This is a genomic window from Streptomyces sp. NPDC058525 (genome assembly GCF_042719495.1).
Lineage (GTDB): Bacteria > Actinomycetota > Actinomycetes > Streptomycetales > Streptomycetaceae > Streptomyces.
Genome location: NZ_JBHXNP010000003.1, coordinates 156,029 through 182,245, shown reverse-complemented (window position 1 = coordinate 182,245; position 26,217 = coordinate 156,029). Strand labels below are relative to the sequence as shown.

20 protein-coding genes and 4 pseudogenes are annotated in these 26,217 nt (G+C 70.4%); 14 read left to right on the top strand and 10 right to left on the bottom strand.

The genetic code is table 11. The features are described from left to right. Window positions 1–193 precede the first annotated feature (193 nt). Window positions 194–689 (bottom strand): annotated as a pseudogene (locus tag ACFWP3_RS03135) (SulP family inorganic anion transporter); the annotation flags it as partial. 827 nt (window positions 690–1,516) lie between these two features. Between ACFWP3_RS03135 and ACFWP3_RS03130 the strand changes: the two are divergent. Next, entirely contained in the window at window positions 1,517–3,274 is a 1,758-nt protein-coding gene (locus ACFWP3_RS03130; RefSeq protein WP_384215676.1) for an FG-GAP repeat domain-containing protein, read from the top strand. Window positions 3,275–3,818: 544 nt separating this feature from the next. Here the strand turns inward: ACFWP3_RS03130 and ACFWP3_RS03125 are convergent. Further along, window positions 3,819–4,460, bottom strand: coding sequence for an ArsR/SmtB family transcription factor (locus ACFWP3_RS03125; RefSeq protein ID WP_384215675.1), 642 nt, complete (start codon window positions 4,458–4,460; stop codon window positions 3,819–3,821). Between the two features lie 56 nt (window positions 4,461–4,516). Between ACFWP3_RS03125 and ACFWP3_RS03120 the strand changes: the two genes are divergently transcribed. After that, window positions 4,517–5,422, top strand: coding sequence for a S41 family peptidase (locus ACFWP3_RS03120; RefSeq protein ID WP_384215674.1), 906 nt, complete (start codon window positions 4,517–4,519; stop codon window positions 5,420–5,422). Between the two features lie 343 nt (window positions 5,423–5,765). Continuing rightward, a pseudogene (locus tag ACFWP3_RS03115) lies at window positions 5,766–6,068 on the top strand (serine/threonine-protein kinase); the annotation flags it as partial. A gap of 1,246 nt (window positions 6,069–7,314) precedes the next feature. On the opposite strand, the gene ACFWP3_RS03110 reads toward ACFWP3_RS03115, so the two are convergent. Then, window positions 7,315–8,127 (bottom strand): MerR family transcriptional regulator, encoded by an 813-nt coding sequence (locus ACFWP3_RS03110; RefSeq protein ID WP_384215673.1) that lies wholly within the window; start codon window positions 8,125–8,127, stop codon window positions 7,315–7,317. Window positions 8,128–8,335: 208 nt separating this feature from the next. Between ACFWP3_RS03110 and ACFWP3_RS03105 the strand changes: the two genes are divergently transcribed. The 3 genes and pseudogenes from ACFWP3_RS03105 to ACFWP3_RS03095 form a co-directional block, all read left to right on the top strand. Then, window positions 8,336–9,277, top strand: a complete 942-nt coding sequence (locus ACFWP3_RS03105) for an erythromycin esterase family protein (protein WP_384215672.1) — start codon at window positions 8,336–8,338, stop codon at window positions 9,275–9,277. 430 nt (window positions 9,278–9,707) lie between these two features. Beyond that, on the top strand, window positions 9,708–9,884 hold the full coding sequence (locus ACFWP3_RS03100) for a hypothetical protein (protein ID WP_384215671.1): 177 nt from the start codon (window positions 9,708–9,710) through the stop codon (window positions 9,882–9,884). A 150-nt stretch (window positions 9,885–10,034) separates the two neighbouring features. Further along, window positions 10,035–10,154: pseudogene (locus tag ACFWP3_RS03095) on the top strand (IS110 family transposase); the annotation flags it as partial. A 165-nt stretch (window positions 10,155–10,319) separates the two neighbouring features. On the opposite strand, the gene ACFWP3_RS03090 reads toward ACFWP3_RS03095, so the two are convergent. Beyond that, window positions 10,320–10,811, bottom strand: coding sequence for a VanZ family protein (locus ACFWP3_RS03090; protein WP_384215670.1), 492 nt, complete (start codon window positions 10,809–10,811; stop codon window positions 10,320–10,322). 557 nt (window positions 10,812–11,368) lie between these two features. Between ACFWP3_RS03090 and ACFWP3_RS03085 the strand changes: the two genes are divergently transcribed. The 4 genes from ACFWP3_RS03085 to ACFWP3_RS03070 all read left to right on the top strand — a co-directional run bounded on the left by ACFWP3_RS03085 (window position 11,369) and on the right by ACFWP3_RS03070 (window position 16,812). Beyond that, complete coding sequence (locus ACFWP3_RS03085) at window positions 11,369–11,833, top strand: hypothetical protein (protein WP_384215669.1); 465 nt, start codon at window positions 11,369–11,371, stop codon at window positions 11,831–11,833. Between the two features lie 110 nt (window positions 11,834–11,943). Next, complete coding sequence (locus ACFWP3_RS03080; protein ID WP_384215668.1) at window positions 11,944–14,397, top strand: tetratricopeptide repeat protein; 2,454 nt, start codon at window positions 11,944–11,946, stop codon at window positions 14,395–14,397. Between the two features lie 525 nt (window positions 14,398–14,922). Then, on the top strand, window positions 14,923–15,438 hold the full coding sequence (locus ACFWP3_RS03075) for a SigE family RNA polymerase sigma factor (protein WP_384215667.1): 516 nt from the start codon (window positions 14,923–14,925) through the stop codon (window positions 15,436–15,438). A gap of 90 nt (window positions 15,439–15,528) precedes the next feature. Further along, window positions 15,529–16,812, top strand: coding sequence for a hypothetical protein (locus ACFWP3_RS03070; protein WP_384215666.1), 1,284 nt, complete (start codon window positions 15,529–15,531; stop codon window positions 16,810–16,812). Here ACFWP3_RS03070 and ACFWP3_RS03065 read toward each other — a convergent pair. Beyond that, window positions 16,797–16,988 (bottom strand): annotated as a pseudogene (locus ACFWP3_RS03065) (bifunctional 3'-5' exonuclease/DNA polymerase); the annotation flags it as partial. The gene ACFWP3_RS03070 and the pseudogene ACFWP3_RS03065 sit on opposite strands and share 16 nt — an antisense overlap. A 273-nt stretch (window positions 16,989–17,261) precedes the next feature. Here ACFWP3_RS03065 and ACFWP3_RS03060 point away from each other — a divergent pair. The 3 genes from ACFWP3_RS03060 to ACFWP3_RS03050 all read left to right on the top strand — a co-directional run bounded on the left by ACFWP3_RS03060 (window position 17,262) and on the right by ACFWP3_RS03050 (window position 20,946). Further along, window positions 17,262–17,801 (top strand): hypothetical protein, encoded by a 540-nt coding sequence (locus ACFWP3_RS03060; protein ID WP_384215665.1) that lies wholly within the window; start codon window positions 17,262–17,264, stop codon window positions 17,799–17,801. Between the two features lie 684 nt (window positions 17,802–18,485). Next, complete coding sequence (locus ACFWP3_RS03055; protein WP_384215664.1) at window positions 18,486–19,211, top strand: hypothetical protein; 726 nt, start codon at window positions 18,486–18,488, stop codon at window positions 19,209–19,211. Window positions 19,212–19,854: 643 nt separating this feature from the next. Next, on the top strand, window positions 19,855–20,946 hold the full coding sequence (locus ACFWP3_RS03050) for a GNAT family N-acetyltransferase (protein WP_384215663.1): 1,092 nt from the start codon (window positions 19,855–19,857) through the stop codon (window positions 20,944–20,946). A 697-nt stretch (window positions 20,947–21,643) separates the two neighbouring features. Here the strand turns inward: ACFWP3_RS03050 and ACFWP3_RS03045 are convergent. The 5 genes from ACFWP3_RS03045 to ACFWP3_RS03025 form a co-directional block, all read right to left on the bottom strand. Next, entirely contained in the window at window positions 21,644–22,018 is a 375-nt protein-coding gene (locus tag ACFWP3_RS03045) for a hypothetical protein (protein ID WP_384215662.1), read from the bottom strand. A gap of 390 nt (window positions 22,019–22,408) precedes the next feature. Next, entirely contained in the window at window positions 22,409–22,729 is a 321-nt protein-coding gene (locus ACFWP3_RS03040; RefSeq protein ID WP_384215661.1) for a hypothetical protein, read from the bottom strand. 42 nt (window positions 22,730–22,771) lie between these two features. Next, a complete protein-coding gene (locus ACFWP3_RS03035) occupies window positions 22,772–23,326 on the bottom strand; it encodes an AAA family ATPase (RefSeq protein WP_384215660.1) in 555 nt (184 codons plus the stop codon). Window positions 23,327–24,158: 832 nt separating this feature from the next. Next, on the bottom strand, window positions 24,159–24,722 hold the full coding sequence (locus ACFWP3_RS03030; protein WP_384215659.1) for a TIGR03086 family metal-binding protein: 564 nt from the start codon (window positions 24,720–24,722) through the stop codon (window positions 24,159–24,161). A gap of 209 nt (window positions 24,723–24,931) precedes the next feature. Next, window positions 24,932–25,417 (bottom strand): VOC family protein, encoded by a 486-nt coding sequence (locus tag ACFWP3_RS03025; RefSeq protein ID WP_384215658.1) that lies wholly within the window; start codon window positions 25,415–25,417, stop codon window positions 24,932–24,934. A gap of 97 nt (window positions 25,418–25,514) precedes the next feature. Here ACFWP3_RS03025 and ACFWP3_RS03020 point away from each other — a divergent pair, with 97 nt between their 5' ends. Further along, the gene (locus tag ACFWP3_RS03020) at window positions 25,515–26,096 is read left to right on the top strand and encodes a TetR/AcrR family transcriptional regulator (RefSeq protein WP_384215657.1); all 582 of its coding nucleotides are present in this window, start codon (window positions 25,515–25,517) and stop codon (window positions 26,094–26,096) included. Window positions 26,097–26,217 lie beyond the last annotated feature (121 nt).

Genomic DNA, 26,217 nt, shown 5'->3' with positions numbered 1-26,217 from the left:
CAGGACGGTGCCGTTGGAGTCCTTGAAGACGATGTCGCTCGTGGTGCTGCTGCCCTTCGTTGTTGTTCCTGTGGAGGGTGGTGGTCTGAGCTGAGTGCGGGTGTCTCGGCGGTGCACGGGGGGCCAGTCGTGGGTGGTCCGCTGCCGGACCGTGCCGTGGCCGCGAGGTCGCCGTGGACGGGTACGGGCGGGCAACCGCAGCGACACCTGTTGCGAGGCCGATCGCCGTCCAGTTCGGGAAAGCCACGAACTCCACGAGCGCCGGCCACGCCACGAACAGGACCTTCTCCCCCTCCGGCTTCTCGACGCCGAGGGCGCCTGCTATCTGCTGGAGGCCGATCACGCACGCGATGCCCAGGGTGAAGCCCACCACCACCGGTGCCGGCACGTACCGCATGCCGGCCTGCCCGCAGCAGAGCGAGACCGATCAGCAGTACGCCAGCCATCAGCCCAACGGTGAGGACGCCTCCGGCCCGTACTGGGCGACGACCGGCACCAGCACCAGCACCACGGCCATCGCACCGGTCGGCCCGGACACCTGTAGGTTCGAGCCGCCGAACAGGGCGGCGAGCCACGGTGAGGCCGGCCAAGAGGTCCCGGCGGGGGCTGGGGGCCATGACCGCGTAATCCGCCCGGGCGGGCAGGACGGAGCGGACCCGGCCGAGCACGGCCTTCGGGGCGGTGTTCACGCTCCCGACGCCGGTCCCTCGGACTCACGCAGTTCCTCCAACAGCTCGCCCTGCCCCGTCAGGACGTGCGGAGCGCCTGCCCGGAGATCGCCCAGGCCTGCGACCTCGCAGGGGGGTTCACGGACATGCTCCGCCAACGCCGCGGCCACCTGCTGCGGGACTGGATTCAGAAGGCCGATCTGAGCGGCCCCGAGCCAGTGGCATCTTCGCCGACTCCATCCGCCAAGACCTTCACGCCGTTACCGCCGGCCTCACCTGGCCCTACGGCACCGGCATCGTCGAAGGCCACGTCAACAGGATCAAAACGATCAAGCGGCAGATGACGGCAGGGCCTCATTCGCCCTACTCAGAGCACGCATCCTCCTGCAGGCGTAGCCATCACGAAACCGAGCAGAACCCCAACCCCCTCACCGGCGGCACTCGGCAACTCCGGCAAGATCCAGTGCCTGGTGCCTGCTGGTCGCCACTGGGGCCGGGGCATGGCCTCGTATTGCTGGGCGAGCAACCTGCGGGTTGGACAGGCCAGGGCCGTGAACCCTGCGATGAGCCTCCCTCGAAGGACATGCCCGCGATCGGCAGGGCCCCATGACTGTCCGCCCCTACCGCCGGCAGCCATGGCGCCGCACAGGCCTCCCGGACGGCCAGTAGCAGCGCGATCCTGGCGGGGCGCGGCGGCTTGACCAGCCCAGGCACTACATCAATTGCCGGTCATATCGGCGCATACGCGGCACGGCTGGAAGCGGGAACCGTTCAAGCGCGGATGTGTGTCTCCGAGCACACAGCGAGAAGTGTCCGGGCGTGTCCCGGCTCGATCCTCAGGGGGAATCTTGCCTTTAGCCCACCGTGGAAGCCTGCGCACACTGGCCGCCGGCGGCGTACTCGCACTGACCGTCAGCGCCCTGACCGCAGCCCCGAGCAGCGCTGCCCCGCCACCCGTCGTACCCGACTCCGCCACCGTGCAGCCGTTGTCCGGCCCGGCGGCGGATTCGGTCTCCGAGCCCGCACCGGGCGGGGATCGCGAGTACCCGAGCGTTGTCATGCCCGGCCGCGCGACGGAGTCGGCGCCGCTGGCCGCCGCCAAGCCACGGCACGATGTCGACGGCGACGGCATCAGCGACATGATCGTCATGGAGTACGACCAGACCACGGCCGTCTACCTGTCGTCGATCTCGTCTTGGAGCGAATACGCGATCTACAAGACCGACCCCGACCCCAACGCCTCGTTCAAGGACCTGCTGCCGGTGGGCGACGTAGGCGGAACCACCAAGGCCGAGCTCCTCTCGCTCTCCTTCGACGGCGTGCTCACGCTCTACGAGGCCGGCCTGACGAGCACGTCGGCGCCGCTGTGGTCGGGCCGCGGCTGGCAGATCTACAACCGCGTCATGGCCACCGGGGATCTGACCGGGGACCGCCGCCCCGACCTGCTGGCCCGCGACTATGCCGGCGACCTGTGGCTGTACACCGGCACCGGCAGCGTCAGCAAACCCTTCAACGGCCAGGTCAAGGTCGGCTCGGGCTGGGGGATCTACGACCAGCTGGTCGGAGCCAGCGACGTCGACGGCGACGGCCTAGGCGACGTCCTCACCCGTACGCTGAACGGTGAGCTGTGGTTCCACAAGGGAGCCGGCAGCGCCACCGCCCCGCTCAAAGCCCGCGTCAAGGTCAGCACCGGCTGGAACACGTACAACGTGATCACCGGCTCGGACGACGGCGACGGCGACGGCCTGAGCGACCTGCTCGCCCGCGACCGCGACGGCGTGGAGTACTGGTTCAAGTCGCTCGGTGGCGGCCGGTTCGCCGCACCCGCGTACTTCGGCAGTGGGTATGAACTGAACAAGTTCATCGTCGGGGCGGGCACCACGCCGCTCTACGGCAAGGCACAGAACCTCGGCACCGAAGCGGACCGCGACCTCGCCAAGTACAGCGCCCTGGCCAACGGCGACTACCGGATGCCGCCGGTCTGGGCCGGCAAGGAAACGCCCGGATCCCGCACCACGTACGCCACCGGGCTCAACAGCCGCAACCACGCGACCTACGTGCAGAACATCGGCAGCGACCTGTACATCCAGGGCGAGCGGGTCAGTACGACGTGGAACTACACCGTGACCGTCGGCCCCGGTGACCTCACCGGCGACGGCAAGGGCGACCTCCTCAGCCGCGACGCGGGCGGCACCCTTTGGCTCCATCCTGGCGACGGTGCGCTGGTCACGAAGTTCGGCGCACGCATCAAGGTCGGCACCGGCTGGAACGGCTACGACGCCCTTGTCGGCGCGGGCGACTACTCCGGCGATGCGCGGCCCGACCTGCTCGCCCGGGACACCTCCGGCCGCCTGTTCCTCTTCAAGGGGACGGGCTCGGCCACCACGCCGTTCGCCGCCCGGGAGCAGGTCGGCAGCGGCTTCGACCAGTACGACAAGCTGTTCGTCCCGGGTGACATCGACGGCGACAGCAAGGGTGACCTACTCTGCCGCCTCCCGAACGGCGTCGTGTACCGATACTCCTCGACGGGCAAGACCGGCACCGCGACCTTCGCCGCCCGGGTGAAGTTCGGCACCGGTTGGGACCTCTACACGAACATCATCTGAATCCTACGGCCGCCCGGTCGCGCAGCAGCGACGGCACGGGCCCGTCTACCGGCACCAAGCCCGGCTGGAACGGGCCCGTATCCGCGGCCGACACCCCAGGAGGGCTGTGCAGCGCCAACGCGGCAGCGTAGTCGCCGATCCCGTCACCGTCGGCGTTGGTGATCCAGGTGTTCCAGCATCAAGATTCGCTCGCCGGGATCAGGCCAGCAAAGCGGGCGCCACCGGGTGTTCGGCTCTGACGGCGACCCGCAGGGCGGTCATCACCGCCGGGTTGACCCGGCCCGGCGAGGTCGTCGGGCGGTGGCCGGCCATCCAGCGCCGCGACTTCGGCCCGGTACCAGGAGTGGTCAGCCGACGCGGACGCCGCCGCCCTGAACTCCGCAGCTGCCAGCTCGCCCAGCGCATCGGCGTCGCCGTCAGTGGAGTAGCCGGACAAGCAGCCCTCGCCGGCCGCGTCGTCGGCCAGGGCCGGCCACGGGTCACCGAGACGGAGGCGTTTGTCACGGCGACGGCCCGGGCCGTTTGGCGCCCGGAGTCGAGACGTTCACTCAGCGAACCCGGTCGATTCCCTTTCCGTCTCAGTGAATCCAGTCGCGGGATTGTTCGCGCTGAGGGTGCTGGGGGCTGTGCCCGCCTGGATGGGTCGGGCAGGACTGGTGGTGCTGGTCGGCGGAGCCTGCTGATAGAGGGCCACCAGCACAGCGTGCAAGGGCTGGTCCTCTGCGTCTTCCTCGGCCACGCCCACCAGTTTGGTGAGGGCCTCGCCGAGTTCGCCTGCCTTCTCGGGGCTGAGCCGCAGGTGGCGCACTGTCAGGTGGGTCTCCGTGGAAGAGCGGTCCAGCTCCTGGGCGAACGCGGTGAGCATCGCGGCGGTGCCTGCCGCGCGGGGTTCGGCGACGACCATATGACGAGCCGTGCGCTGGTGGTACTGCTCGGTGCCGCCGCGGACCTGACGGGTCTCCACGACGCGGACCAGCCCGGCATCCCGGAGCACTTTGAGGTGGTGGGCCACGTTGCCCTTCTTCGCGTCGAGCTGCGCCGCAAGCTGCCTGGTGGTGGCAGGCCGGTGGCCCAGGGCGAAGAGCAGCCGTTGACGCAACGGGTGGGAGAGCGCCGCGAACTGCTCAGGCGCACCGATCTCCAGAACGTCCTCAGGAGGGGTCGGGTGAGAAGGCTGATCGCGCATACCGAAAGTGTCTAAATTCTTTGACGCTTTCTCAAGGCAGTGCTCTACTGCCTGCCGTGACGACTCTGACGAAGATTCTGCCTGCCCCTGTCATCGACGAGACAGTCCGGCTCCTGACCGAGCAGTACGTTTTCCCCGAGATAGCCGAGCAGCTCGTCGGCCTGCTGCAACGACACCTCGCCGAGGGCGCCTACGACGTCGACGACGCCGAGGAGCTCGCCCGGCTGGTCACCGCGGACCTGCAGTCCGTCAACGGCGACCGACACCTGAGACTGAAGCACCACACCGACCCGGTCCCCCCAAAGCGGGGGGCGGCCACCCTGGACGCCATGCGCCGGGACTTCGACACCTCACTGGGAGGCGCGCCCCGGGTGCAGTTGCTTGACGGAGGGGTCGCCGTGGTGGAGCTGGCGCCGATGCTGTTTCCGCTGGAGTGGGCCGCCGAACCGTTGAGCGCCGCGCTCACCCTGGCCTCCCGTGCTCAAGCACTGATCGTGGACCTTCGCACCAACCGGGGCGGGGACCCGGACACGGTCGCCTTCGTCTGCAGCTACCTCCTCGACGAGCGCACCCACCTCAACACCATGCACTGGCGCGGCGACGGGCGCGGCGAGCAGTCCTGGAGCCTGCCGCATGTTCCGGGCACGCGCTTCGGCGGCAGCAAGCCGTTGTACGTGCTGTCCAGCGACAGCACCTTCTCTGCCGCTGAAGAGCTGGCGTACGACCTCCAACAGCTCGGCCGCGCAGTGGTCGTCGGAGAGACCACCCGCGGCGGCGCGCATCCGTGCGACGGATGGACCGTGCACCCGCACCTGGAAGTCACCGTCCCCGTCGGCCGCGCCGTCAACCCCGTCTCCGGCACGAACTGGGAGGGCACCGGTGTCACGCCGGATGTCCCATGCGCTGCTGGTGACGCCCTCGGCCGCGCCCACGCGCTGGCCCTCGCCCGACTGTCAGGCTGACCCAGACCTGCCCAGCCCGGCTCATCGACAGCACCACGCGCAGCGCCTCGCCCTATCCCCGTCGGCGCCTGACTCAGCGGCCGAGGCCCCGTCTCCGGCGGGCCCCTGGCGTGCTCACAGCGCACGACTGGGTTCACGCTCCTAGAGGCTGGAAGGGCTGGCTTCGCCGGCAAACGCCTGGATTGGACGGCACGGGACCTGCCGGGTCTGAGGTGGGCGATCAACCAAGGAGGTCAGTCTCACCCAATCCAGTCCACCCAGGTCAGCGTGATTCGGCCGACTGGCTCTGTTCACGTCGTAGAGCAGCGTTTCGACAGCAGTTCGGGAGGCACCAGCCCACCTCCGATGTTCACCTGCGTACATGCCCCCCGAGTCCTGGAACGGCGCACGGCCGGATGCCAAGCGTGACATCTACGGTGTCGGCGCCGTCCTGTACGAAATGCTGACCGGGCAGCCCTTACGGCCTCGCGACGAGTCCTTGTGGCTGCAAGTCTCCACTCTGCCGATCACCAGGACCCGCGAGCTCGTGCCCGAGGTGCCCTCCGCCGTTGAAAGGGCACTGGAGAGGGCTCTTGCACAGGATCCTGCCGACCGCTATGGCAGTGCCGCCCAGATGCGGGCCGTGCTGGGCTCCGTGCTGCCATAGCCCGCACTGCCCGTCGCAACGGAATTTTGCCGCCGAGCAGCTCACCGGGCTGGAGGGCTCGGCGTGTGGTGGGAGCTCAGCGAGAACAGGTAACAGCACCAGAAAGGGCACCGCGCCATGCCGAGGCTTCACCGGCCCTCGAGCAGGACTGACGGGCGGTGCGACCCATGTGCTGGGCGAGGGCGACCAGGGCGGTGGCGCGGGCGGGCAGGTTGGGGTGTGCTGGCGGCGGCCGAGCACGGTGGTGGAGAGGTGCTGTCCGGGGAGGTCTCCGGGAAACAGTCAGCCCGGGAGGAGTTCGCGGCCCAGCTGGTCGGGGCCGGCAGGTTGGCGAGGTCGTTCAACAGGCCGAGCAGGGACGAGCGCCGGGGGATGGGGCGCGGTGGAGGGTCGGGAAGGCGCCCTGGCAGGCGGCGGTCACCGCGTGGGTGGTCAGGGCGGTGATCCGGGTCGGGTGCTGGCCGAACGGCAGGAGGATCGCCGCGGCTCCGCGAACGTCGGGTGGCAGGACCCCTAGGCACCCTCCCGATCCCGACCATCGCCTGCTGGTGGGACCTGCTGACCGACCAGCACTGACCGCCAGCACGCTGCGGCCGACCCCTCCGCCCGGCCCCAACCCGCTGCTCCGCGGTCGTCGGGCACAGGCGTGGGCGCATCCGTTTCCGTTGTGTGCGCGCAGGACAACAGCCTTGGCCAGGGGTGTTGTCGTGGCAAGCGGAGGGGTATGGGGGGCAGGCATGAACGCGCCGGGCGGGGCAGGGGACTTACTCGACTGCTACCTGAACACGGCACGGGACCGTGTGGGTCCGGCTTGCGTTCGACGCGGTGGTGAGGGCGGTGGACGCCACCTGTACTTTGCTGGCCGACGGGCATTCCGCCGTGCTGGCAGGCCCGGACGGCAGCGCCTTCACTCCGGCCCTGCAGTGCGAGTACCTGGCCCGGCTGGCCGTGCTGGTCACCGGCCGCACCGACCACCGTATCGGCGCCCTTCCGGGCCCCGACGGAACACAGGGCTGGGCCGTCCTCGAAGACGCCCACACCCACTACCCCCGAACCCGTGACGGCCTCCGCACGCAGATCACCGCACGCGCCCACGACAGCGCCCGAATGGGGGACGTCCTGGAACGGGCGTGGAAGGCCGGCTCAGGCCGGCGCTCGCCACCCGGGCAGACTCGGACGGGTCGTCGGCCGTGGTGGCGTCGCAGCAGTATGCAGCGATGTTCGGGGTTGTGGCTTCTCCCGCTCATCAGGCCTTGATTACCGGTTCCTGGAGCTCGGTCACCCATCCGTCCTCGTTGTCCGGGCACTCCAGGTTGATTTCCCGGGGGTAGCCGGCCGAGCGGTAGCCGTTGGCGTCGATCCAGCGGCCCAGGGTCTGGACGGTGGGCAGGACTGTGTCCATCGAGCCGTGGTGCACAACGGTCGCCGCCTGTTCAACGGGCGGCAGGTCCACGATCCGCAGCCCGTCGTAATCCCCGAGTGGCGCCGAGACCTCGACGCCGGCATGGACGAGGACCCCGCCGTCCGGGGCGTCCTCGTAGTACGCGACGCCTGGCCCGGCCAGGGCGATTCCGGCGGCGGACAGCCGCTGCATCAACTCCTCGTACAGCGGCTGGATGACCGGCCCGATGGTGTCGAAGTCCGGTGCCACGCCGGCCAGCTCGGCCACCCGGACAGACGGAAGGCTCTTCACAACGACGTCGTTGCTGGGCATGCGCCCCTCACTCTCGATCGACTGGAGCCTCGCCTCGACCTGTACGAGCCGGGCCGCCGCGGCCGTCATTGCCGCTTCCAGTTCCATCCGCCGCAGCCGGAGCATGGCGCGCAGTTCCTCGGTGGTGACCTTCTCGTCCAGGATCTCCTGGACCTGCTGAAGGGTGAAGCCGAGGTCCTTGAGCGCTATGACGCGGTTGAGGCGGGCGAGCTGGCCGGCCGTGTAGTAGCGGTAGCCAGTGGCGGGGGCGACGTGAGCCGGGCGGAGCAGTCCGGTCGCGTCGTAGTGACGCAGCATCCGGACCGATACGCGGCCGTGCCGGGCGAAGTCTCCGATGGTGAACATGATGTCTCCGAGTTGACCGTCTGACACGGTGTGAGGGTCAAGAACCCTATCCGGGGGGGGCGTCGCACGCCCGGTGCAGTGTGGACCCACGCAGACGTATGCGCCGGCTTGACCTCAACCCTTGTTCATGTCTGAGGCTATTCGTGCGGCGCTGGCCGCGACCGGGGAAGCGTCCCGGAACCGATCGCCCTGAACTGGAGGTCTGACCATGTCCGAAACGGTGATCGAGTGGATCAGGCAGCACGCCCATCGTCTCACCACGTTCGATTCCGAAGCCCCGTTGACCGATCTCCTGCCGGTAGCAGACATCGTGGGTGACGCTCAGGTCGTCGCTATCGGTGCCGCGACCCGCCAGGCCCACGAGCTGTCCACGCTCTCGCACAGGCTCGTCCGCTTGCTGGTCGAGGAACTGGGATTCCGTTCACTTGCGCTGGAAGGGGACGACGCGTCACGTGTCGGACTCGACGAGTACATCAGGACCGGAACGGGTGACCCGCAGGTGATGTTGTCCGGGGCCCGGTCCTTCTGGCAGACCGATGAGATCCTCGACGTCGTCCGCTGGATGCGCGACTTCAACCGCCGGCACCCCGATGACCCGGTCCGGTTCGCCGGCACCGACCGCTCCTCGCCAGCCAGGAACTCCCCGATCGACGGCCTGGCCGACATCGAGCGGAGTCTGGCCGAGGGCGCCATCCGGTGGCATGAAGTCACCTCGGACAGGATCGTCTACTGGGGCGGCATCGCACACACCGTCAACGGTAATCCGCGCACCGTCTCTCCCTCCTCCTCGCCGATGACGCACCGGAACGCGGGCAGTTACCTCCGCGAGCACTTCGGGGCCGGTTACGTCTCCATCGGCCTGACCTTCCACCACGGAAAGGCTCGTTACGACATCCCGCCCCCTCCGGAGGAGTTCGCTGACGCGGTCCTGGGAGCCGCTGGGCTGGACGCCTATCTTCTGGACCTCCGCACCGATGGCCCACCCCCGGTACGAACCTGGCTCGAGACGCCGACCAAGACGCGCATGATCGGACCTCACTACGCCCGCACCGACAATGCCGCCTACCACCTCGCAGGCGGATCACTCGCAGACTGGTTTGACGCCATCCTCCACACACAAGAGGTCACTCCGGTCCGCGCCCTCTCCTGAGGAAACAGCTCCCAATGAAGTGCAGCGGCACCTGCACGGGCGACTGGTCGCGGGATGACAGGTTTCGGCGCGGGCCGACGGGCCGGACCGAACAGCGGGACTCCGCGCAGTTCGGAGGCGTGACACCCATCGGGCTTCGGCACGGCTATCCATCCCGGTGCCGCCGCCGGCCGCGTGTCCGCAGTCGGACTCGTGGATGAGCGCACCGTTTCTCGGCTGCTCCCCGCCGGACCGACGGAGTCGTCGGCCCGCCCTGCCCGGAGTGCGCCGGGATCAACACGCGAGGTACCGCCCAGGGTGGTGCCCGAAGGAATTGACCCGTGGGATTCCGAGACCTCCGTAGCAGGCTTCAGGGAGTGGAATTCAGCTGGGGGCTCTGCTGCCGCGATGGTGAAAATCGAAACGCCGGGCGAATACGTTCGCGCAGATCTTGGTCGAAGCCGAAGAGGCCACAGCTTCGACGCCGACGGCCACTACGGTTAGCGCACTGATCGATCTGGCGCTTCACCTCGGGAAAATCGGTAAAGAATTTCGCTCTCCTCCCGTGTTCCCGACAGCGTTTCTCAATCAACTGCGCGACGATCCCGGGCAGCACTCGTCGGCGTGAGTTCCTGCTCACAAGCCTCTCGATCGGCTGATCCCGGCTGGCCCCGGGCATCTCGGGGTTGCGAAGCCCTTCGTCATGGTCGGAGGCCCATGCGTCACACGCCTCGCGGGTGTTCCCGGGCGGCCCGCTCACTTCGGGCTCGGCCTCCGAGACAAGACGATCGCCGAGCTGGAGGTGATCGTCGGCTTCGACGACGACCCGGCCGGCGAAGCAGCCAGGGTCGCGAACCGACTGCGCGGCCTGCTGACCCGGATCCGTCCGATCACCGAATCGAACTCGACTTCCACCGCGCCCCAGCCAGTCGCACCACCAGGCCCCGGCAACAGAGGCATGCCCATCCCGTTCGCGCCGTCACCGCCTTCGAAGCAGAAGCCGACCATGGCCAACCACCCTGCGCGGGGGCTGCAGACGTTGACTTCCTGCGGAGAAGGCAGGCTACCGAGCCGGTGGCAGCACGGATCCGCGCGCCGGAGCGCGGTCACCGCGGCGGGTCAGGCGGTGCCACCAGTGACGTCGCCGAGGGTGGACGGCGCGGCCCATCCGGCGACCGAGGATGAGGTACCCGAGCAGCGCACCAGCAGTGTTCAGGATGACGTCGTCCACGTCGAAGGCCCGTCCGGTGACCAGGGATCCCTGGATGAGCTCCACGAGCGTCATCACCACGGCCGTCACCGCCGCCACCCGCACGAACCCGCGTGCCTGCGGGAGGAGCACCGGGAGGAGCATCCCGAACGGCACGCCCAGCAGGATGTTGCCGCCGAGCTGTTTGGCTGCCTCCCGGACGGACGCCCCGTCGAGGTACAGGCGGATCGAGGCGCCCGGCTCGGTATTGCTGTGCACGACACCGGCTGAAGCCGCCGAGGGCTCCAAGGTGATGCGCGCCAGAATCAGGCTGAACAGTACCGTCCCGACGAAGGCGGCCAGCATCGCAAGGGCTCGTACCACCGGCCGACCGGGAGACCGGACCGCTGGGACGGCCTCCGGCGCCCGCTCAGGCCACTTGCCCCGGCGTGCAGCGGCGAGTTTCCTGCGGACGTCCATGAAGAGCTCCCTCGGTGACTGTGACCGAACGCGTGCGTTGGATGGCCGTGTACCCGCTGGCGTCGACGACGCACGTGCCTTGCTCACCGGAAGTGAACAAGGCAGGTGCGGAGGTGCGGGCAGCGCCGGCGAGAAACTCTGAGATCTGATCGCGCGGGGCTTGGTGCCGAAACCGTTCAGCGATCCCCCGCGGCCAGGAAGCGGGGCGCCCTGCGCGACTCGATGAAGCCAGGCGCACACCCATGCGCCGCCGTCTGCGCGAGCTGCTGCGGGCGGCGGCACGCCGTTCTTCACGAGGCCGGAAGCAGCACGTGCTTTGCCTGACCGGTTGAGGCCCCGACGCGATCAAGTCCGCTGCACTACAGTCGGGTTGCCTTACACGTACGGGGCGCTGCCGTGACGGCCGACGCCCGGCGCGAGAAACCGGAAAAGAGGGCAGGGGGATGCTGGAGCAGGCATTGGCCGCACTGGCGGCCGCAGGCGGAGCTGCCGTGGTCCAGGCTGCGGGCACCGATGCCTGGAGCGGCCTGCGTCAGGCGGTGGCGAGCTGGTTCGGCCGGGGCGATGCCCGGCGCGAGCAGGTGGAACTGGAGCGCTTGGACCAGACCTCGGCCGAACTGGAGGGCACCCACGACGGCGTGGCGGAACTCCGCATCCGCCTGGAAACGGCGTGGCAGACCCGCATCGAGGCCCTGCTGGAAGACATGGACGAAGCAGAGCGCGACCGCGCCGCTGACCAGCTGCTCAGCCTGCTCTCCCAGCATGTCCACGGCAGAGTCGTCTCGGCGGGTGACGGCAGCGTGTCCGTGGGCGGGAACGTGAACATCTCAGCGCCCCACGGGGTGGCGGGCTGGCATGTGGGCACGGTCAACGTAAACCCTCCCCCGCCGGGAACGCCCCAGGGCTGAGCGGGCCCGGCGCCGTCCCAGCCGCCGGCATCACCCCCTCCGTCCAGGGCATGGTCGGCGCGATCGTCTCCGGGAGGATCGATCACCTCCACCAGCACTTCTCCGGGACCATGAAGACTGCCCGACTGGACCGGCCACGACCGATCGAGCAGTGGACGGCGCAGCAGCTGGGCGTCCACGCAGCCATCCACGGAACCGACGCGCCTGACACCGGTGGAGCGTACGTCCTGCCGAGGTACATCGAACGCGAGCACGACCATCGGCTGCGCAGCCACCTGCTCAACACGGCCCGCAGCCAGCAGGCAGCACTCGTGCTCGTACGAGGGGTGTCCTGCAGCGGTAAGACCCGAACCGCCCTCGAAGCCGTCCGCATCTGCCTGCCCCGCTGGAACCTGGTCTTCCCCAAGACCGCTGAGGGGCTTCTCGCCTTGCTCGACGTCGGAGGCCCCGCCCCGCGCACCGTCCTTTGGCTCGACGAAGTCCAGAACCACCTCCGTGGGACCGCCGGGGAGGAGGCCGCCGCCGCGCTGGGGGGTCTCCTGGAGGAGCCGGGGCCGGTCCTGGTCCTCGGCACGCTGTGGCCCGAGTACTTCCGCGGCTTCGCCAGCACGCCGCGCCCCGCAGAGGTCACGAGAGAGGACGAGCATCGCAACGCCCGAGCCCTGCTCGCCCAGGCGGTGCTCGTGGATGTCCCCGCATCGTTCACGAGCGAGTCCCTCGAGGACCCGCTCGTGAACCGGGACCCCTCACTGGCCGCGGCCGCCCGCTGGAGCACCGGCGGCAGGATCGTCCAGACCCTCGCGGCCGGTCCCCAACTGGTCGACCACTACCAGCAGGCCACCGAACCCCATGGCCCGTACGGGCATGCCGTCATCACCGCGGCCATGGACGCTCGCCGACTCGGCCACGCCTCTCCCCTGCCCGCGGCACTCCTCGAAGCCGCCGCGCCCGGCTACCTGACCGAGCAACAGCGCGCCGACGCTGACCCCGACACCTGGTTCGGCCACGCTCTCGCCTACGCGCGCGAAAGGATCAAAGCCGTGGCCGCGGCCTTGGAGCCCGTCGCCACCCCCGACGGCATGGGCCCCGCACCCGGTCTGTTCCGCCTCAACGACTATCTCGACCACCACGCGCGCACCACCCGGCACTACGCCCTCCCGCCGGCCTCGTTCTGGACCGCCGTTCGGGACCACGCCGACACCTCCGACCTCAACGCGGTCGCTCGCCAGGCCATGTCGAGGCTCCGTTCCCGGATCGCGGCAGACCTGTACCAGCGGGCCGCCGCCGGCGGAGACTCCGAGGCACTTACGGAGCTGGCGCGGCTTCGCGAGCGGATGGGGGACCGCGCGGGTGCGGAACGATTCGCCCAGCAGGCCGCAGACGCCGGAAGGACGGACGCCCTGTGCGAGCTGGCCCACAAACGCGAGTCGGCGGGGGACGTGGCGGGCGCGGAGCGGATGTTCCAGCGGGCCGCCGAAGGGGGTGACCGTCAGGCTCTGTCCCGGCTGGCGTGGCAGCGCCGACGATCCGGCGACACGGCGGGTGCGGAACTGGTGTGGCAGCGGGCCGCCGAAGCCGGCCACGTTTTCGCCCTGCCCGAGCTCGGGCGGTTGCGCGAGCAGGTCGGCGACGCGGCGGGTGCGGTACTGGCCTGGCAGCAGGTCGCCGACACCGGTGACCCCTCCGCCCTGGTGGCGCTGGGCAGGCTGCACTGGGCGGCAGGGGACGTGGCGGGCGCGGAACGGATGTTCCAGCAGGCGGCCGACGCCGGACTGCTCTACGCCCTGAGGGACTGGGGGACGCTGCGCGCGCAGGCCGGGGACGTGGCCGGTGCGGTCCTGGTGTACCAGCGGGCCGCCGACGCTGGAGACCCCGTTGCTCTGCGGGCGTTGGGGGCGAGGTATGAAGCAGCCGGTGACGCGGCGGGAGCGGAACAATTCTGGCGGCGGGCCGCCGACGCCGGATTCGTGGAAGCACTGCTGGAGATGGTGTCGAGGCGCAGAGCAGCCGGGGACGTGCCGGGCGCGGAACGGTACGCCCAGCGGGCCGCCGATGCCGGGGTGCCATCCGCACTGAGAGAGCTGGGACAGCTTTGCTGGGCGTACGGTGACACGGCGGCGGCGGAACGACTGTTCCAGCGTGCCGCCGAGGCGCGTGACAAGGAGGCCCTGGCGCAGCTGATGTTGCTGCGCGAGGAGGGCGGAGACGCGGCCGGTGCCGAGCGGCTCGCCCGGCGCAGCGCCGACGCCGGAGACCACTCCCTGTTGCGGGAGCTGGCGATTCATCGTGACGTGCCTTGGAACGCGGCGGGCGCGGAGCCACTGTGGCAGCAGATCGCTGATGCCGGGGATCGGTCCGCTCTGGTGGCATTGGGGAGGCTGCGCAAGCGGGCCGGGGACACGGAGGGCGCGGAGCGACTGTGGCAGCTGGCCGCCGATGCCGGAGACGTCGAGGCCCTGTCGGAGCTGGGGCGTCAGCGCGGGCAGGCCGACGGCATGTCAGTCGTGGAACAGGTTCGGCGGTTCGGGCTGGAGGCTGACGGCTCTCCAGCCTCGCCGTGGTAACGGCACATGACGATCGCTCATGATGCAAAGATCAAGCTTCCTTACCTGCGGAGCGTGCGTGGCTCGCGGACCGGCTCCAGCAGCTGGGCTTCAGGACCGCTCCCCCGGGTGCGCGGGGACTGCAGGAGGTCGTGGTGAGTCCCAGAACGGGACTGCGACGACCCCAGGATCTGCGGGGACGTCAACTCCGCTCCCGAACGGTTCACGGTCTACGTCTCGTGGCAGCCGTCTCCTGGCCGCTGAAGGTGACCGGCGGAATGTAGAACGCCGGGACGCCTCCGCCAAGCCCGGTGCGGCGAAGGCCACCCAGGCCCGCCTGGGCGGGGCGTCCAGTTCGGCGCTGGCGAGGCCGGGGTGACCGGGGGTGGCAGCTGGGGATCGCCTGCGACAGCGGGGTCGCGCAGGGGCTGTACGAGGCGGAGGGTTTCGTACGCGAGGAGTTCTACGTCTCCTTCCAAGAACTCGGGTGAAACATTTACGGGCCGTCGTCGCGTCGATGGGGTGAGACGACGCGAGGGGGAGTAAATGCGGCAGGGTCGCAGAGACGGGTTCCGTGAGTTCGCGGAAGGCAGATCGGGGCACCTGTACCGGTCGGCCTGCCTGCTGGCCAGCGGGGACACCCATCTCGCGGAGGATCTGGTGCAGGAGACCCTGGGGCGGATGTACCTGCTCTGGGGGCGGATCTCCCGAATCGACAATCCGGCGGCGTACGCGCAGACGGTGTTGGTCCGGGCTTTCCTGACCCACCAGCGCCGGCGGTCGGCGGGCGAGCGCCCGGTCGGGGAGTTCCCCGATTCAGGTGCGGTGGCCACCGGTTCCGGCGATCCTGCGCTGCGGCTGACGCTGCTGGAGGCGCTGGGGCAGCTCGCGCCCAAGGATCGGGCGGTACTCGTGCTGCGGTACTGGGAAGACCGCAGCATCGAGGAGACCGCCGACGCGATGAACACGAGCTCGGCGGCGGTCCGCACCCGGACCACGCGAGCGCTCGGCCGCCTGAGGGAGCAACTGGGCGGCACCATCGGCGAGTTCGCGGGCCTTTGAAAACGGAGATGGTCCGGCCCGCCCGCGGTGGGCGGCGTCGTGCCGGTTCGGTCCTCTGCACACTCCTGAGAACGGAAGGTTTGGTTCCCCATGTCCTTTGAAGACGAGCTCGGTGAAGCCCTCCGGCGTGCGGGGGACGGTTTCACTGCCGACCGGCACGCCCTCGTGGAAGCCGGTGAGCGGCGCGGACGGCGGCTCGTCGCCCGCCGCCGGGCGAGCGTGATCGGCGGCTCGGTGCTGTCCCTGGCCCTGATCGGCACGGCCGGCGCCTACGCGGGGGGCCTGCTGGGCGGAGCGGACCGGGTCGAGATCGCAACGCCGCCGATGCCGTCGGGCGGACCGTCGGGTGGGGGCGGGGACGGCATCCCGGAGCCGCTGCCGCAGCCGCCCCGCGGTACCGGCGCGGTCTCCTCCTCACAGATGGTCGAGGTACTCAAGGGGCTGCTGCCGGAAGGGACCCTGTCCGTAGAGCGTGCGAACGGCACCGACGGCAGCGCCGGCGCAGGGGTGAGGGGCGTGTACGACGACGGCCAGGGTGGAGCGGGGATCAGCCTCGTCGTGACCCGGGTGGACCCGAACGGCAGCATGGCCAACACCACGACCCTTTGCACGAAGAAAGCCACGCGGCCGGATGACAACTGCACAACGGAGCAGTTGGCCGACGGCTCCAAGCTGCTGATCCAGCAGGGCTACGCGGCCCAGAACCACGACATCGACATCAAGGAATGGCGGGCCGCGCTCGTTACCCCGCAGGGGTTCCTGGTCGAGCTGTCCGCACAGAATGCTCTGCCGATGGAGACCACGAAGGCCTCTCGCCCCAACCCGCCGCTGAGCCCCGCACAGTTGAGGGCCGTGGTCATCTCGGACAAATGGCACCCGGCGCTCAACGACCTGCCCGCGGCCCCGCAGCAACGGCAGGGCTGGACGCCTGCGAATCCGAACGCGCTGCGGGATCTGAAGGCCGTGGAGCAGCTGGAGAAAATGGTGACCAGGATGAAGGTCCCGGTCATCTCCAAGGGCGGGGAATCAAGGTCCGGCTACGTCGTGGTCGACGACGGCAAGGGTAAGTCCCTGGTCCGGCTCGACGTCGTCAAGGAGACCGGTGCTCCGGACTTCGAGGGCAACGTCCCTTCGCCGAACGACGGCATCCGCACCAAGGTCACACAGGGTCCTGCGGAGAAGGGCAGCGGGGTGGCCGCATGGACCGTTGACACCCGGTACCGCAACGGGCTTCGGGTGACGGTGACCGCCTACAACGCCGCAGACCAAAGCGGCAAGGCCACCCGCGAGACGCCCGCGCTGACGCTGGAGCTGCTGCAGCAGATCACCACCGACCCCATGTGGTTTGAGCTGGACCACTTCGCGTCGGCGTAGCACTCCACGACAGCCGTGATGAACGGGAACCGGACCGGGGTATCGCCGAAGGTGATCCGCCCGGCCCGGTCCCCGACGGCGCGGATCGCCTCGGCGACGGCCGCCGCTTCCTCTGCCGGGCAGTGCACGATCACCTCGTCGTGCTGGAAGACCACCGTCTCGGCCCGCAGGCCGCCGGGCGGCCCGTTCAGCAAAGGGCGCAGCCACTCCGCGTCCTGGACTCCGACGTGGAACAGCTCCGCCTCCACCGCAGCGGGCTCGCCGTCGGCTTGGTAGACCGTCCAGGGGAGTCCGACGGCGAGGGCGAACGGGCGAACGGCGGGGTGAAGGGGCCCCGTTCACGGTGAGACGGTCTTCGGTTCAGCGTGCATCCCCGCAGGGGTACGCGGCGCACCGCTGTGGTCGATGACGGTGCGCGGTGGCGGTCAACCGGCGTAGCGTGGTGGGGTATGAGCGAGGTTGTGGAAGCCAGGGGTCCGAAGGTTCCGCCGAGTTTTCCTCCGAAGTCGCCGCCGCCGCAGAAGAAGCCGGTGGAGCCGCCGCGGCCACAGCCTGCGACGAAGCCGAAGTCGCTCACCGGGGTGCCGCCCCGACTGGTCGTCACCAGTAGGCGGGCCACGGTGCTGGCGCTCCGCGCGGACCAGTGGGCGGCGAAGAAGGCCGCCGCACAGGCTGCGCTCGCCGTGGCCGAGTGGGACTACCCGCTGCTGGACGAGCGCGACTTCCTCAAGACGGTCCACGGGCTGGTCCACACGGCGGTGGCGGCCGGCGGGAAACGCGTCAGCGTCCACCTCGCCGACCAGGACAGCAAGATCCTCGTCATGGTCCTCAATCACCAGACCAGCGAGCAGGACGATGTGGGTCAGGTACCGGCTGCGGTAGCGGTGCTGCGCACCGTGGACGCCTGCGGCGCCCACACCGACCACGACGGCCACGCCTGGTGGGCACTCCTCAACGCCCAGCCCCGACCGAAGAAGCGCCTGACATAGCCAACGCCGGGCTCAGGACGCACCCCCGCCTACCCGCAGCCCCGTCGCCGGAGCGAAGCTGGGGCAGTCGGGGCCAGCACGAAGTCGGGAGCGCCCCACCAGATAGACGAGAGGCGCTGCGGCCGCCCGGCTCGCTCCCCCGCGCCACACAGCGGAGCCAAGAAGCGGTGCGAGGCGGGTGTCAGCGCTGGATGCCGTCAGCCGGGGCGGCGACCGGCGACAGGTGACGGCAGCCAGGGTCCTGCCCACAGCCGGAAGCGCGACCAGGGCTGGCAGGCTCTCGGAGCCGGACCCCATGATCAGGATCTGTGGTTCCACGCGCCTCGTCACCGCTCACCATCTCGGAGCGGCCAGCGGACCCCCCGGACGGGGGCCGCAGACATGACGGAGCCATGCTGCGTCGCGCGCACGGCGTCACCGGCCCCCGCCCCGACCGCGCTCCGCCAACAAGGCAAGCAGCGCTACGTCCGTCGAATGAGCACTGGCTTCGTCGTGCTGTGCATTCGAGGCGGCGGGCAGGGTAGTCCTCGCCGAGGATGAGCTGGGCTGTTCGCCCCGCCCCGGGTCCGTTTGGAGGACGCCGGCGTTAGGGCGGGGCGCGCTCCCTGGAGGGGCCGGTATCGCATCGGCGGGAAAGCGAGTGCCTCCCCGCCTCCCGGCCCGCCCCTTCCGGAAGGACCACCCGTGGAAGTCACCCTGCTCGGCACCGCGGCCCCCGAGGGGCTGCCCCGGCCCGGCTGCCCCTGCGCGGGCTGCGCCGTTTCCGTCGGCGCGCACGCCCGCGCCGCGACGGCAATCCTCGTGGACGGGGTCCTGCTCCTCGACGTGGCGCCCGGTGCCGGCGCGGGTGCCGCCCGGGCCGGGCACGCACCGTCCGGGATCCGGTACGTGCTGCCGGCCCGCCCCGAGGAGGGCTGCCCGGCCGGAGCTGCGCTGCCCGGGCTGCCCCCGGCGAGTCGGCTGCCCGCCGGGCAGCAGCTTGCGGCGGCTTCCGGGCACCGGGTGCGGGCGGTCTCCCTCGACGTACCGGGCACCGGCTACGCGGTGACCGGCCCCGACGGCACCCGCGCCCTGTACCTGCCGCCCGGCGCAGCCCCCGCCGGACCCGCTGCCTCATCCCCCGGTGACGGGGAGGGCGCGGAATGCCCGTACGAGGTGGTCCTCGCGGACGGGGGCGGCTCTCCGGGAGTTGGTGAGGTGCCGCTTGCCTTGGGCCGGGGCAGGCTCACCGTGAACCGAGCCGGAACGGCGGGTCGCTTGCCACCCAGCGGACCTCTTCAGGCTGTCCGTCATCGTCAAGCAGCCCCGGGGAGCACCAGCAGGGCACGCCCCTCGTCCACGACCAAGCCCCAGCGCAGCTTCGTGGCCCGTCCACCGCGCACCGTACCGGCACGGGGCCTCCGGCGATGACGGCGGCCACTGGGCGCGATCCTGATCCGGCTTCTGCCGGTTCTACCGAGCTGTCACCGCCACAGACTAGACAGCTGCCCTGGTCATCGGCGTACGCCTCACGCCGGGCCGGAGTCCGTTCCGCCACCCCGCTGTCCCACGCCCCGCCAATGGGACCGTGTGGGCGAGTCCAGCCGCGCCGCGTCGGGCACCGAGACACCGTCGTAGTCCGCGAGCCACATACCCCCGCACAGCGCAGAGCCCGGGCCGATCTCGGCACGAGCCTGGTGTGGTGGTTCAAGCGCCGCTCCCTCAACCCCTGATCCTGCGACCCGGCGAGCCGCGTTCGCCGGCGCCTTCAGATGCGAAACCGGCGCCGGCTCGGAGCGGCACTCGTGACGGGTGGCATTCCGCTGGACGAACGCCGTCGGAACGAGGGTCCGCCCTCGTCGCCGCCTGATACTCCGACCGTCGTTAGACACCGTAGGGCGCCCTCACAGCCGCTCTCCGGCCGCTTCCAAAGCCGGAGGTCGGTAGGGGAATCCCGGGCTCGCAACGGCGCCCGGGAACCGGGTGTGTGCGCCCCGGCGTGGCCGCAGCCCACTACTCGTGTGCTGGCAGTCGGTCAGCGTCCGGTGAGATTTCCGATGAATCAGGAGCCGTAGTGACCGTTCAACGCATCGACGTGATTCGCCCTGCCGAGCTGAGCCCGGCCGACCTGGAGGTGTGGGGCGAGCTGCGGGCCACTACGGCGCCGGAGGCCAATCCCTTCATGAGCCCGGAGTTCTGCCAGGCCGTAGGCCAAGTCCGGCAGGGGGCCAGGATCGCGGTGGTACGCCAGGACGGCGAGCCGGCCGGCTTCTTCCCCTTCGAGCGAGGCCTGTGCGGCCGCGGCCGCGCCATCGGCCTGGGGGTGTCCGACTGCCAGGGGGCCGTGCTGCGCCCCGGTACGGTCGTGGACACCCGCGAGCTGCTGCGTGCCAGTTCCCTGTCCGTCTGGGAGTTCAACCACCTCGAAAGCGGCCAGGACCTGTTCCTGCCGTTCGCCACGGGGCAGTTCGCCTCGCCCGTCATCGACCTGGCCGGCGGATACACCGGCTACGAGGCCCTGCTCCGAGCCGGTTCCCGCACCTTCTTGAAGGCGACCCGGGCGCAGGAACGCCGCCTGGCCCGGCAGGCCGGGCCGCTGCGGTTCGTGTTCGACGAGCGTGATCCGGCCGTGCTACGGACGCTGATGGCGTGGAAGTCCGCCCAGTACCGCCGAACCGGCCGGCGCGACCGGTTCGCCCAGGACTGGATCAACAACCTGGTCCGGACGCTCGCCACCACCCGGGCGCCGTCCTGCTCAGGCCTGCTGTCGGTGCTCTACGCGGACGGGCGGCCCGTCGCCGCACACTTCGGCCTGCGCTCGCGCACCGTGCTGTCGTGCTGGTTCCCCGCCTACGACCGTGACTTCGCCACGTTCAGTCCCGGCCGCGTCCTCTACCTCCGCATGATCGAGGCGGCCGCCGCCGCGGGCATCGACATGCTCGATCTCGGCAGGGGCGACGCCGCCTACAAGGACTCGCTCAAGACTCGGGAACTGATCGTGCACGAGGGCGCCGTGCTCAGGGCCGGGGCCGGGGCGGCCCTGCACTGGCTCAGCCACGAGCCGCCACGCGCCGTCCGGGGGTTCGTACGCGAGCGGCCGCAGCTCAAAGCCGCAGCGCTGCGCACCCTCGCCATGGTCGGCAGTATCCGTGACCGCCGCACATGAACAGCGTCGAGCTCAGGTCCCGCTCACGGGCCGGTGTCGGGGCCCGACTGCGGCAGCCGTTGCTTCCGGCCGCCCCAGCCCGAAGGGGGCCTTGGGTTCCAAGGCCCCCTTCGGACCCGTAACCCGGGACTCCCCGCCGGTCCACGGACGCCGACGTCCTGAGTCCGACGGCGCCGTCAGGCACCCGGGGAGTGGGCCGCGCCGCCGAGTTCTTCGAGCTTTGCGTCGTCGGGGGTGGTGCGTGTGAGGGTGCCGTAGCCGCACCACCGGAACACCGTGGCTGCTTCCCGAGTCGCCCAGTGCTCCGGAGCCGGGCCGGTGGCTGATGGTCGCGGTCCGGTAGGTGCCGTGCCGCACCCCGCTGGACATGCTGTCCTCCAGGCTGTCCTTGAGCCCAGGGCAGTCCCGTTCGGTCACCACGGGGTCGGTGCCCTCCCGGGACTGCTTGATCTCCAGCCGCAGCTTGGTCCCGTCGAAGATCGTCGGACCGTTCACGGGGGTAGAAGCGGGCCCCGTCCCGCTTCAGGGCGAAGCCGTGCAAGGCAGCGGCGGAGCCGTGATGCCGCACCGCTCTCGGCACGCGGGCTGTACGGCGGATCGGCTGTGGGCGGTGTCGGCCAGTTGCTCGGGCACTGACCGGCAGCCTCGCCCGCCCGCCTGGGGAGCTAGACGGGCGGGCGTCGAAGGCTGGGGGGGACTACCAGTCGATGGCGTTCTGCCAACCGCCCGAGGTGCCCTGGGCGCCAATGCCTATGCCGGTCTGGCTGCCCTCGTACCACTTCGAGCCGACCCGCTTGCCCGACCAGGCATCCACGATATTGATCTGCTCCCAGCGGCCGATCGAGCCGAAGCCCCACCACTGGCACTCGCCGGGGTTGACGATGCGGGTCGCGGCACCGCGGTCCTGGAACTCGAGATAGGCCGGGTAGTTGGCCTGCGCGCACAGCTGGACCGAGCCGTTGCGGATGGTGGAAGCCGAGGCGCTCCCGGCCGTGCCGGCAATCAAGCCGGCGGCCAGGACTCCGGCAACCGCCGAGGAACACACGGCTCGCTTGATGCAATGGAACTTCAAGGCGGGGGTGGCTGACGGTAGTGGGACTTCACGGACTTGACCCGCCGGCCCTACCGCCTCTTGGGCGTGAGGCCGGAGTCACGCGTCGCTGCATGCCGGCATCACCGCACCCGATCGGGCCCGGGCCATCGCACTACGAGCCCACCACCCAAGGTGCGCGGGCTCGACGTGGCATGGCGCCGCGCCCCGTCGTCACGGCCGGAAGGGCCGCGGGCATGGCGGCCAGGGCCGGGGCCGACGTGGGGAGCGTGAGAAGCATGGTGACGAGCTCGTGCTCGATCACGCCCGTGATCACGATCCGTCGGACCTGCTCGGCCCCGGCGGGGGCCTACGCCTGACGGCCACGGTCCAGGTGTTCCTCAAGGATGCGTATCGCGTCATACCGTTCGATCACAGCCGCAGCATCACTCGGTACGTCGGCTCGCCACCAGCGGGTTTCCCCTGATCGAGCTCTCTCTCACCCGCACCGGCAGGAGTCGGGGTGTTACCTCTGGTTGAGGGGCAGGGCGACGTCGAAGACCTGCCGGTTCGCGGGTAGGCCCCGGCGGCGGTCGCGTCCCCGGTGAGCGGGTTGACCTCGTAGAAGCGGTAGGAGCCGTCGATGGAAACGCGCGCCCGAACCGCATCGAAGAACACCGGTCCGGCGACACCGCTGGGTGCCGTGATCTGCGGCCACAGACTGATCTTCTGCCATCCGACGCTGATGATCACCGGTGGCCGTACCCGTTCCCGGTCAGGCGGCAACCAGCAAGGTCACGATCTTCCCGTGGTGTGCCGCCCGATCCAGCCGGTGGCGGCCACCACTTCGCGCGCGATGTGCACGACAGGCCGCCCGTCGGTCGCCACCCGCACCGTGTCCGCGGGCGCCCGCTCATCCAGGAGCCGCGCGCTGCGGGCGCTGCCCTTCAGCTCCTGCTCCAGCTCCGAGCCGAGTTCCCGGCCTGCCAGCCGCTCGCCGGTCGTGGCATCGGAGGCAGTGAGCAGCACGCGTACGATCCGCACACCCGCCCCCATGGCACGCTCGAACATCCCCGTCGCCTCGGGCAGCACACTCGCCGTGTTCGTATAGATCAGGCGGCGGTAGCCGAGCCGGGCGAAATTCGCCCACACGGCCGTCAGATTGCTCTCAGTGATCCCCGAACGGTCGGGATCCCCCGCCGGCGCCGGATGCACCTGACCCATGAAGTCACCCTCGACGATCGCGTGCGAGACCGCCGCGGCCCGCAGGCGCGCCGAAACCTCCCACCCCACCGTCGTCTTGCCGACACCGGCACGCCCGCCGATGAGCAGTACTTCCGGATCGTCCATGGGAGGCAGCGTCCCAGCCCCCGACCGCTTCACGCGATCCGATTTCGATCCGCGCCCGCCCGCCAGTGCCCCCGGGTGGTGCAGGGCGTTGAGAGGCCCACGCATGCGGGGCCCGGCCGGACGAGACAGCCCACCCCGGCCGGCTCCGCCACGCACCCGCCGCCCCGCACCGACCACGCCGCTGGGGCTGGGGATCCGGGTGGGTGACCGGCATCCTGCCACCAGCCGTGTCCCGTCCAGGCCGGCTGCCGACCGCTGCTCCCCCGCTGCCCGGATCGGGCCTGAGAGGCTGCCCGAGACAGGACTGCGGCTTGCCGAAGCCTTCCCGGCTTGGGGCCGAGCGGGCCCCAGAAGCTCATCCGCCACCTGACCCGGACCCTGCGCAACATCCTGTTCGGCGCGCCCTGAACCCACCGCCAGACGTGACGCGAGCCCGGCTGCGCCGGCGCGACGCGCCGCGTGCGGGGCCCGGCCCCCCACCGCACCACCACAACAGGACCCGCGAGACCCGACCCACCGCGCCAGAACCCCGCCAAGCGGCTCGACCAGCACCGACACAGCCCCGAAACGGGCCACGCCCCCCACACAGCGAAACCGAAGGCTCGAGCAATGGCCGGGCGCGAAGGCGCGGCCGAAGGCCCCGGCGCCGCACCGACCTGCCCGGCCCACACCCGGAGCGGACGCCAGGGCGATGCGGGAGCCGTGCCGCGCAGGCCCGCGGCGTCATCAGCTCCGCTGTCGCCTCGCTGTGCCACCAGACCTGGGTCGTCATAGTTGGCGCCGTCGGCAAGCTACGACGCCCAGGTTGGCGTCCTCTTCGCGGACGAGCGGGTCAGACGGTCCGACCGAAGTACGCAGCGAGCCGGTCCGCCGTCGGGGCGTTGTCGGCGACGGGCTTGGAGGGGCCGAACATGCCGGTGGCCGGGCGGATCTCGTCGGGGAAGTTCCCGTACCAGCCGGCGAATGCGGCCTCGACGGCATCGGGGTCGCCGGTGCGGTCCTGGCCGGTGGCGGTGGCCAGGTCCCAGCCGTGCAGGACGACCTCCAGCAGGTGCAGGTCCACGATCCGGGGACCCACGCCGCCGCCGGGCAGCGGCATCCGCCGCTCCACCGCACCCTCGCCCCGCCAAGCGGCGAGGACTTCCTTGGCGCCGCGTGCGTACACATCGCCAGGCTGCTCGTCACCAATCTGGTCGCGGGCGAAGAGGGAGAAGTCGGGGCCGCCGCCCTGCGCGAGGGTGACGTAGTAGGGGTTACCGGCAACCAGGTGGTTGGCCAGGGCCCGCACGTCGAAGTCCTCGCACGGGGTGGGACGGCCGTACTGGGCGGGAGTGACGTTGCCCAGCAGCCCGGCCGTGTGGTTCAGGGCCTTTTCCAGCAGAACGATGTCGGACACGATTGCGCCTTTCCTCGGGAGGTCTGAGAGCCCATGGCGGCAGTGGAGCCGCGGGACTCGCCGGTCGGGCCCCAGCGTCCGTCGGAAGACCGGCGGCCGGACCAGCAACCTCAGAGTGCACGCACTTGCGGACAGCTTCTGTCCGCAACAGAAGCGGAGCGGGCGCTCTGCGGCACACCCTCGTAGACGGACTCGAACGCGCGATGGAATTAGGCGTCGGTGTACTGGGCGGCGTACTCCTCGCTGGGGGGTATGACGGTGATGACGTCGATCAGGACGCCGTCCGGGGCGGCGACGATGAAGTGGCGCTGCCCGAACTTCTCCGTACGCAGCGGCAAGACCTCGCGCAGGCCGGCCCGCGCCACGAGCCGCTGGTGCTCGGAGTCCACGTCGTCCACCTCGAAGTTGAGCAGCAGGCCGCCCTGAAGTGCGTTCCGGTAGCCATTGGGGACGGTCGGGTGGGTGTGGTCCAGGAGGGCCAGCTCGTACTGCGGCGCGTCGGGGCGGCGCAGGCTGACGTACCAGTCCGCCTCGAATGTCACCTCGAACCCGAGGTGGCGGGTGTAGAAGTCCCGGGAGGCCGCCACGTCCCGGGTGGCGAGCACCGGGTAGAAGCCGCCGAGCTTGGTCGTCGGAGTCAGAGTCGGAGTCGCCACGGTCGCGGTCGCGGCTGAGGTCGTGAGTTCGTTCGTCATGGCAGAAGCCCTTCAGATCCATTTCACATACCCAGGGTATGTGAACCATGGGGTTAGCATACCTCGGGTATGCGAAATGGAAAGGGAGGTGCGCGCGATGGCGGCAAACCGGGCGGCGCAGCGGGAGGCCACGCGGCAGGCGCTGCTGGCCGAAGGGCAGCGGCGGTTCGCCGCCGACGGGTACCACCACGTGGTGCTGGCTGAGGTGGCGCGGGCGACCGGGGTCACCAAGGGGGCCGCCTACCACCACTTCGACAGCAAAGCGGGGCTCTTCCGGGCCGTAGTCGCCGAGGTCCAGCAGGAACTGGGCGAGCGGGTGGCGAACGCAGCCGAGGAGTACGAGGACCTCTGGGATCAGCTCCGGGCCGGCTGCCGGGCCTTCCTGGCCGCGGGAACGGACCCGGCGGTGCGGCAGATCCTGCTGGTCGACGCGCCGACCGTGCTGGGCTGGGACGAGTGGCGGGCTCTGGACGAGGAATCCTCCGCCCGGCATCTCACGGAGGCCCTGGCGGCACTTGCCGCAGCCGGGACCATCGCCGATCAGCCGGTGGAGCCCCTGGCCCGGCTGCTCTCGGGGGCGATGAACGAGGCTGCGCTCTGGATCGCGCGGGGCGGGGACCCACAGGCCGCGGAGCAGGCGCTCGACCGGCTCCTGGCAGGGCTGCGCACCCCCGCGTAGCGTCTCGTGCAGGGCCGCGCGGCGGGCGCAGTACGAGAGCTGAACCGTGTCCGCCCTGCCGCCCGCCCTGCCCCGGCTGCGCACCTTGGTCACCTGCCTGCACGGCGAACTCGACCGAGCC

Excerpts from the sequence above, each read along its gene's own strand:
- ACFWP3_RS03025 (WP_384215658.1), bottom strand. The coding sequence starts at position 25,417 with ATGACGAACGAACTCACGACCTCAGCCGCGACCGCGACCGTGGCGACT.
- ACFWP3_RS03075 (WP_384215667.1), top strand. The coding sequence starts at position 14,923 with ATGCGGCAGGGTCGCAGAGACGGGTTCCGTGAGTTCGCGGAAGGCAGA.
- ACFWP3_RS03020 (WP_384215657.1), top strand. The coding sequence starts at position 25,515 with ATGGCGGCAAACCGGGCGGCGCAGCGGGAGGCCACGCGGCAGGCGCTG.
- ACFWP3_RS03035 (WP_384215660.1), bottom strand. The coding sequence starts at position 23,326 with ATGGACGATCCGGAAGTACTGCTCATCGGCGGGCGTGCCGGTGTCGGC.
- ACFWP3_RS03080 (WP_384215668.1), top strand. The coding sequence starts at position 11,944 with ATGAAGACTGCCCGACTGGACCGGCCACGACCGATCGAGCAGTGGACG.
- ACFWP3_RS03110 (WP_384215673.1), bottom strand. The coding sequence starts at position 8,127 with ATGTTCACCATCGGAGACTTCGCCCGGCACGGCCGCGTATCGGTCCGG.
- ACFWP3_RS03085 (WP_384215669.1), top strand. The coding sequence starts at position 11,369 with ATGCTGGAGCAGGCATTGGCCGCACTGGCGGCCGCAGGCGGAGCTGCC.
- ACFWP3_RS03125 (WP_384215675.1), bottom strand. The coding sequence starts at position 4,460 with ATGCGCGATCAGCCTTCTCACCCGACCCCTCCTGAGGACGTTCTGGAG.
- ACFWP3_RS03070 (WP_384215666.1), top strand. The coding sequence starts at position 15,529 with ATGTCCTTTGAAGACGAGCTCGGTGAAGCCCTCCGGCGTGCGGGGGAC.
- ACFWP3_RS03105 (WP_384215672.1), top strand. The coding sequence starts at position 8,336 with ATGTCCGAAACGGTGATCGAGTGGATCAGGCAGCACGCCCATCGTCTC.
- ACFWP3_RS03060 (WP_384215665.1), top strand. The coding sequence starts at position 17,262 with ATGAGCGAGGTTGTGGAAGCCAGGGGTCCGAAGGTTCCGCCGAGTTTT.
- ACFWP3_RS03090 (WP_384215670.1), bottom strand. The coding sequence starts at position 10,811 with ATGCTGGCCGCCTTCGTCGGGACGGTACTGTTCAGCCTGATTCTGGCG.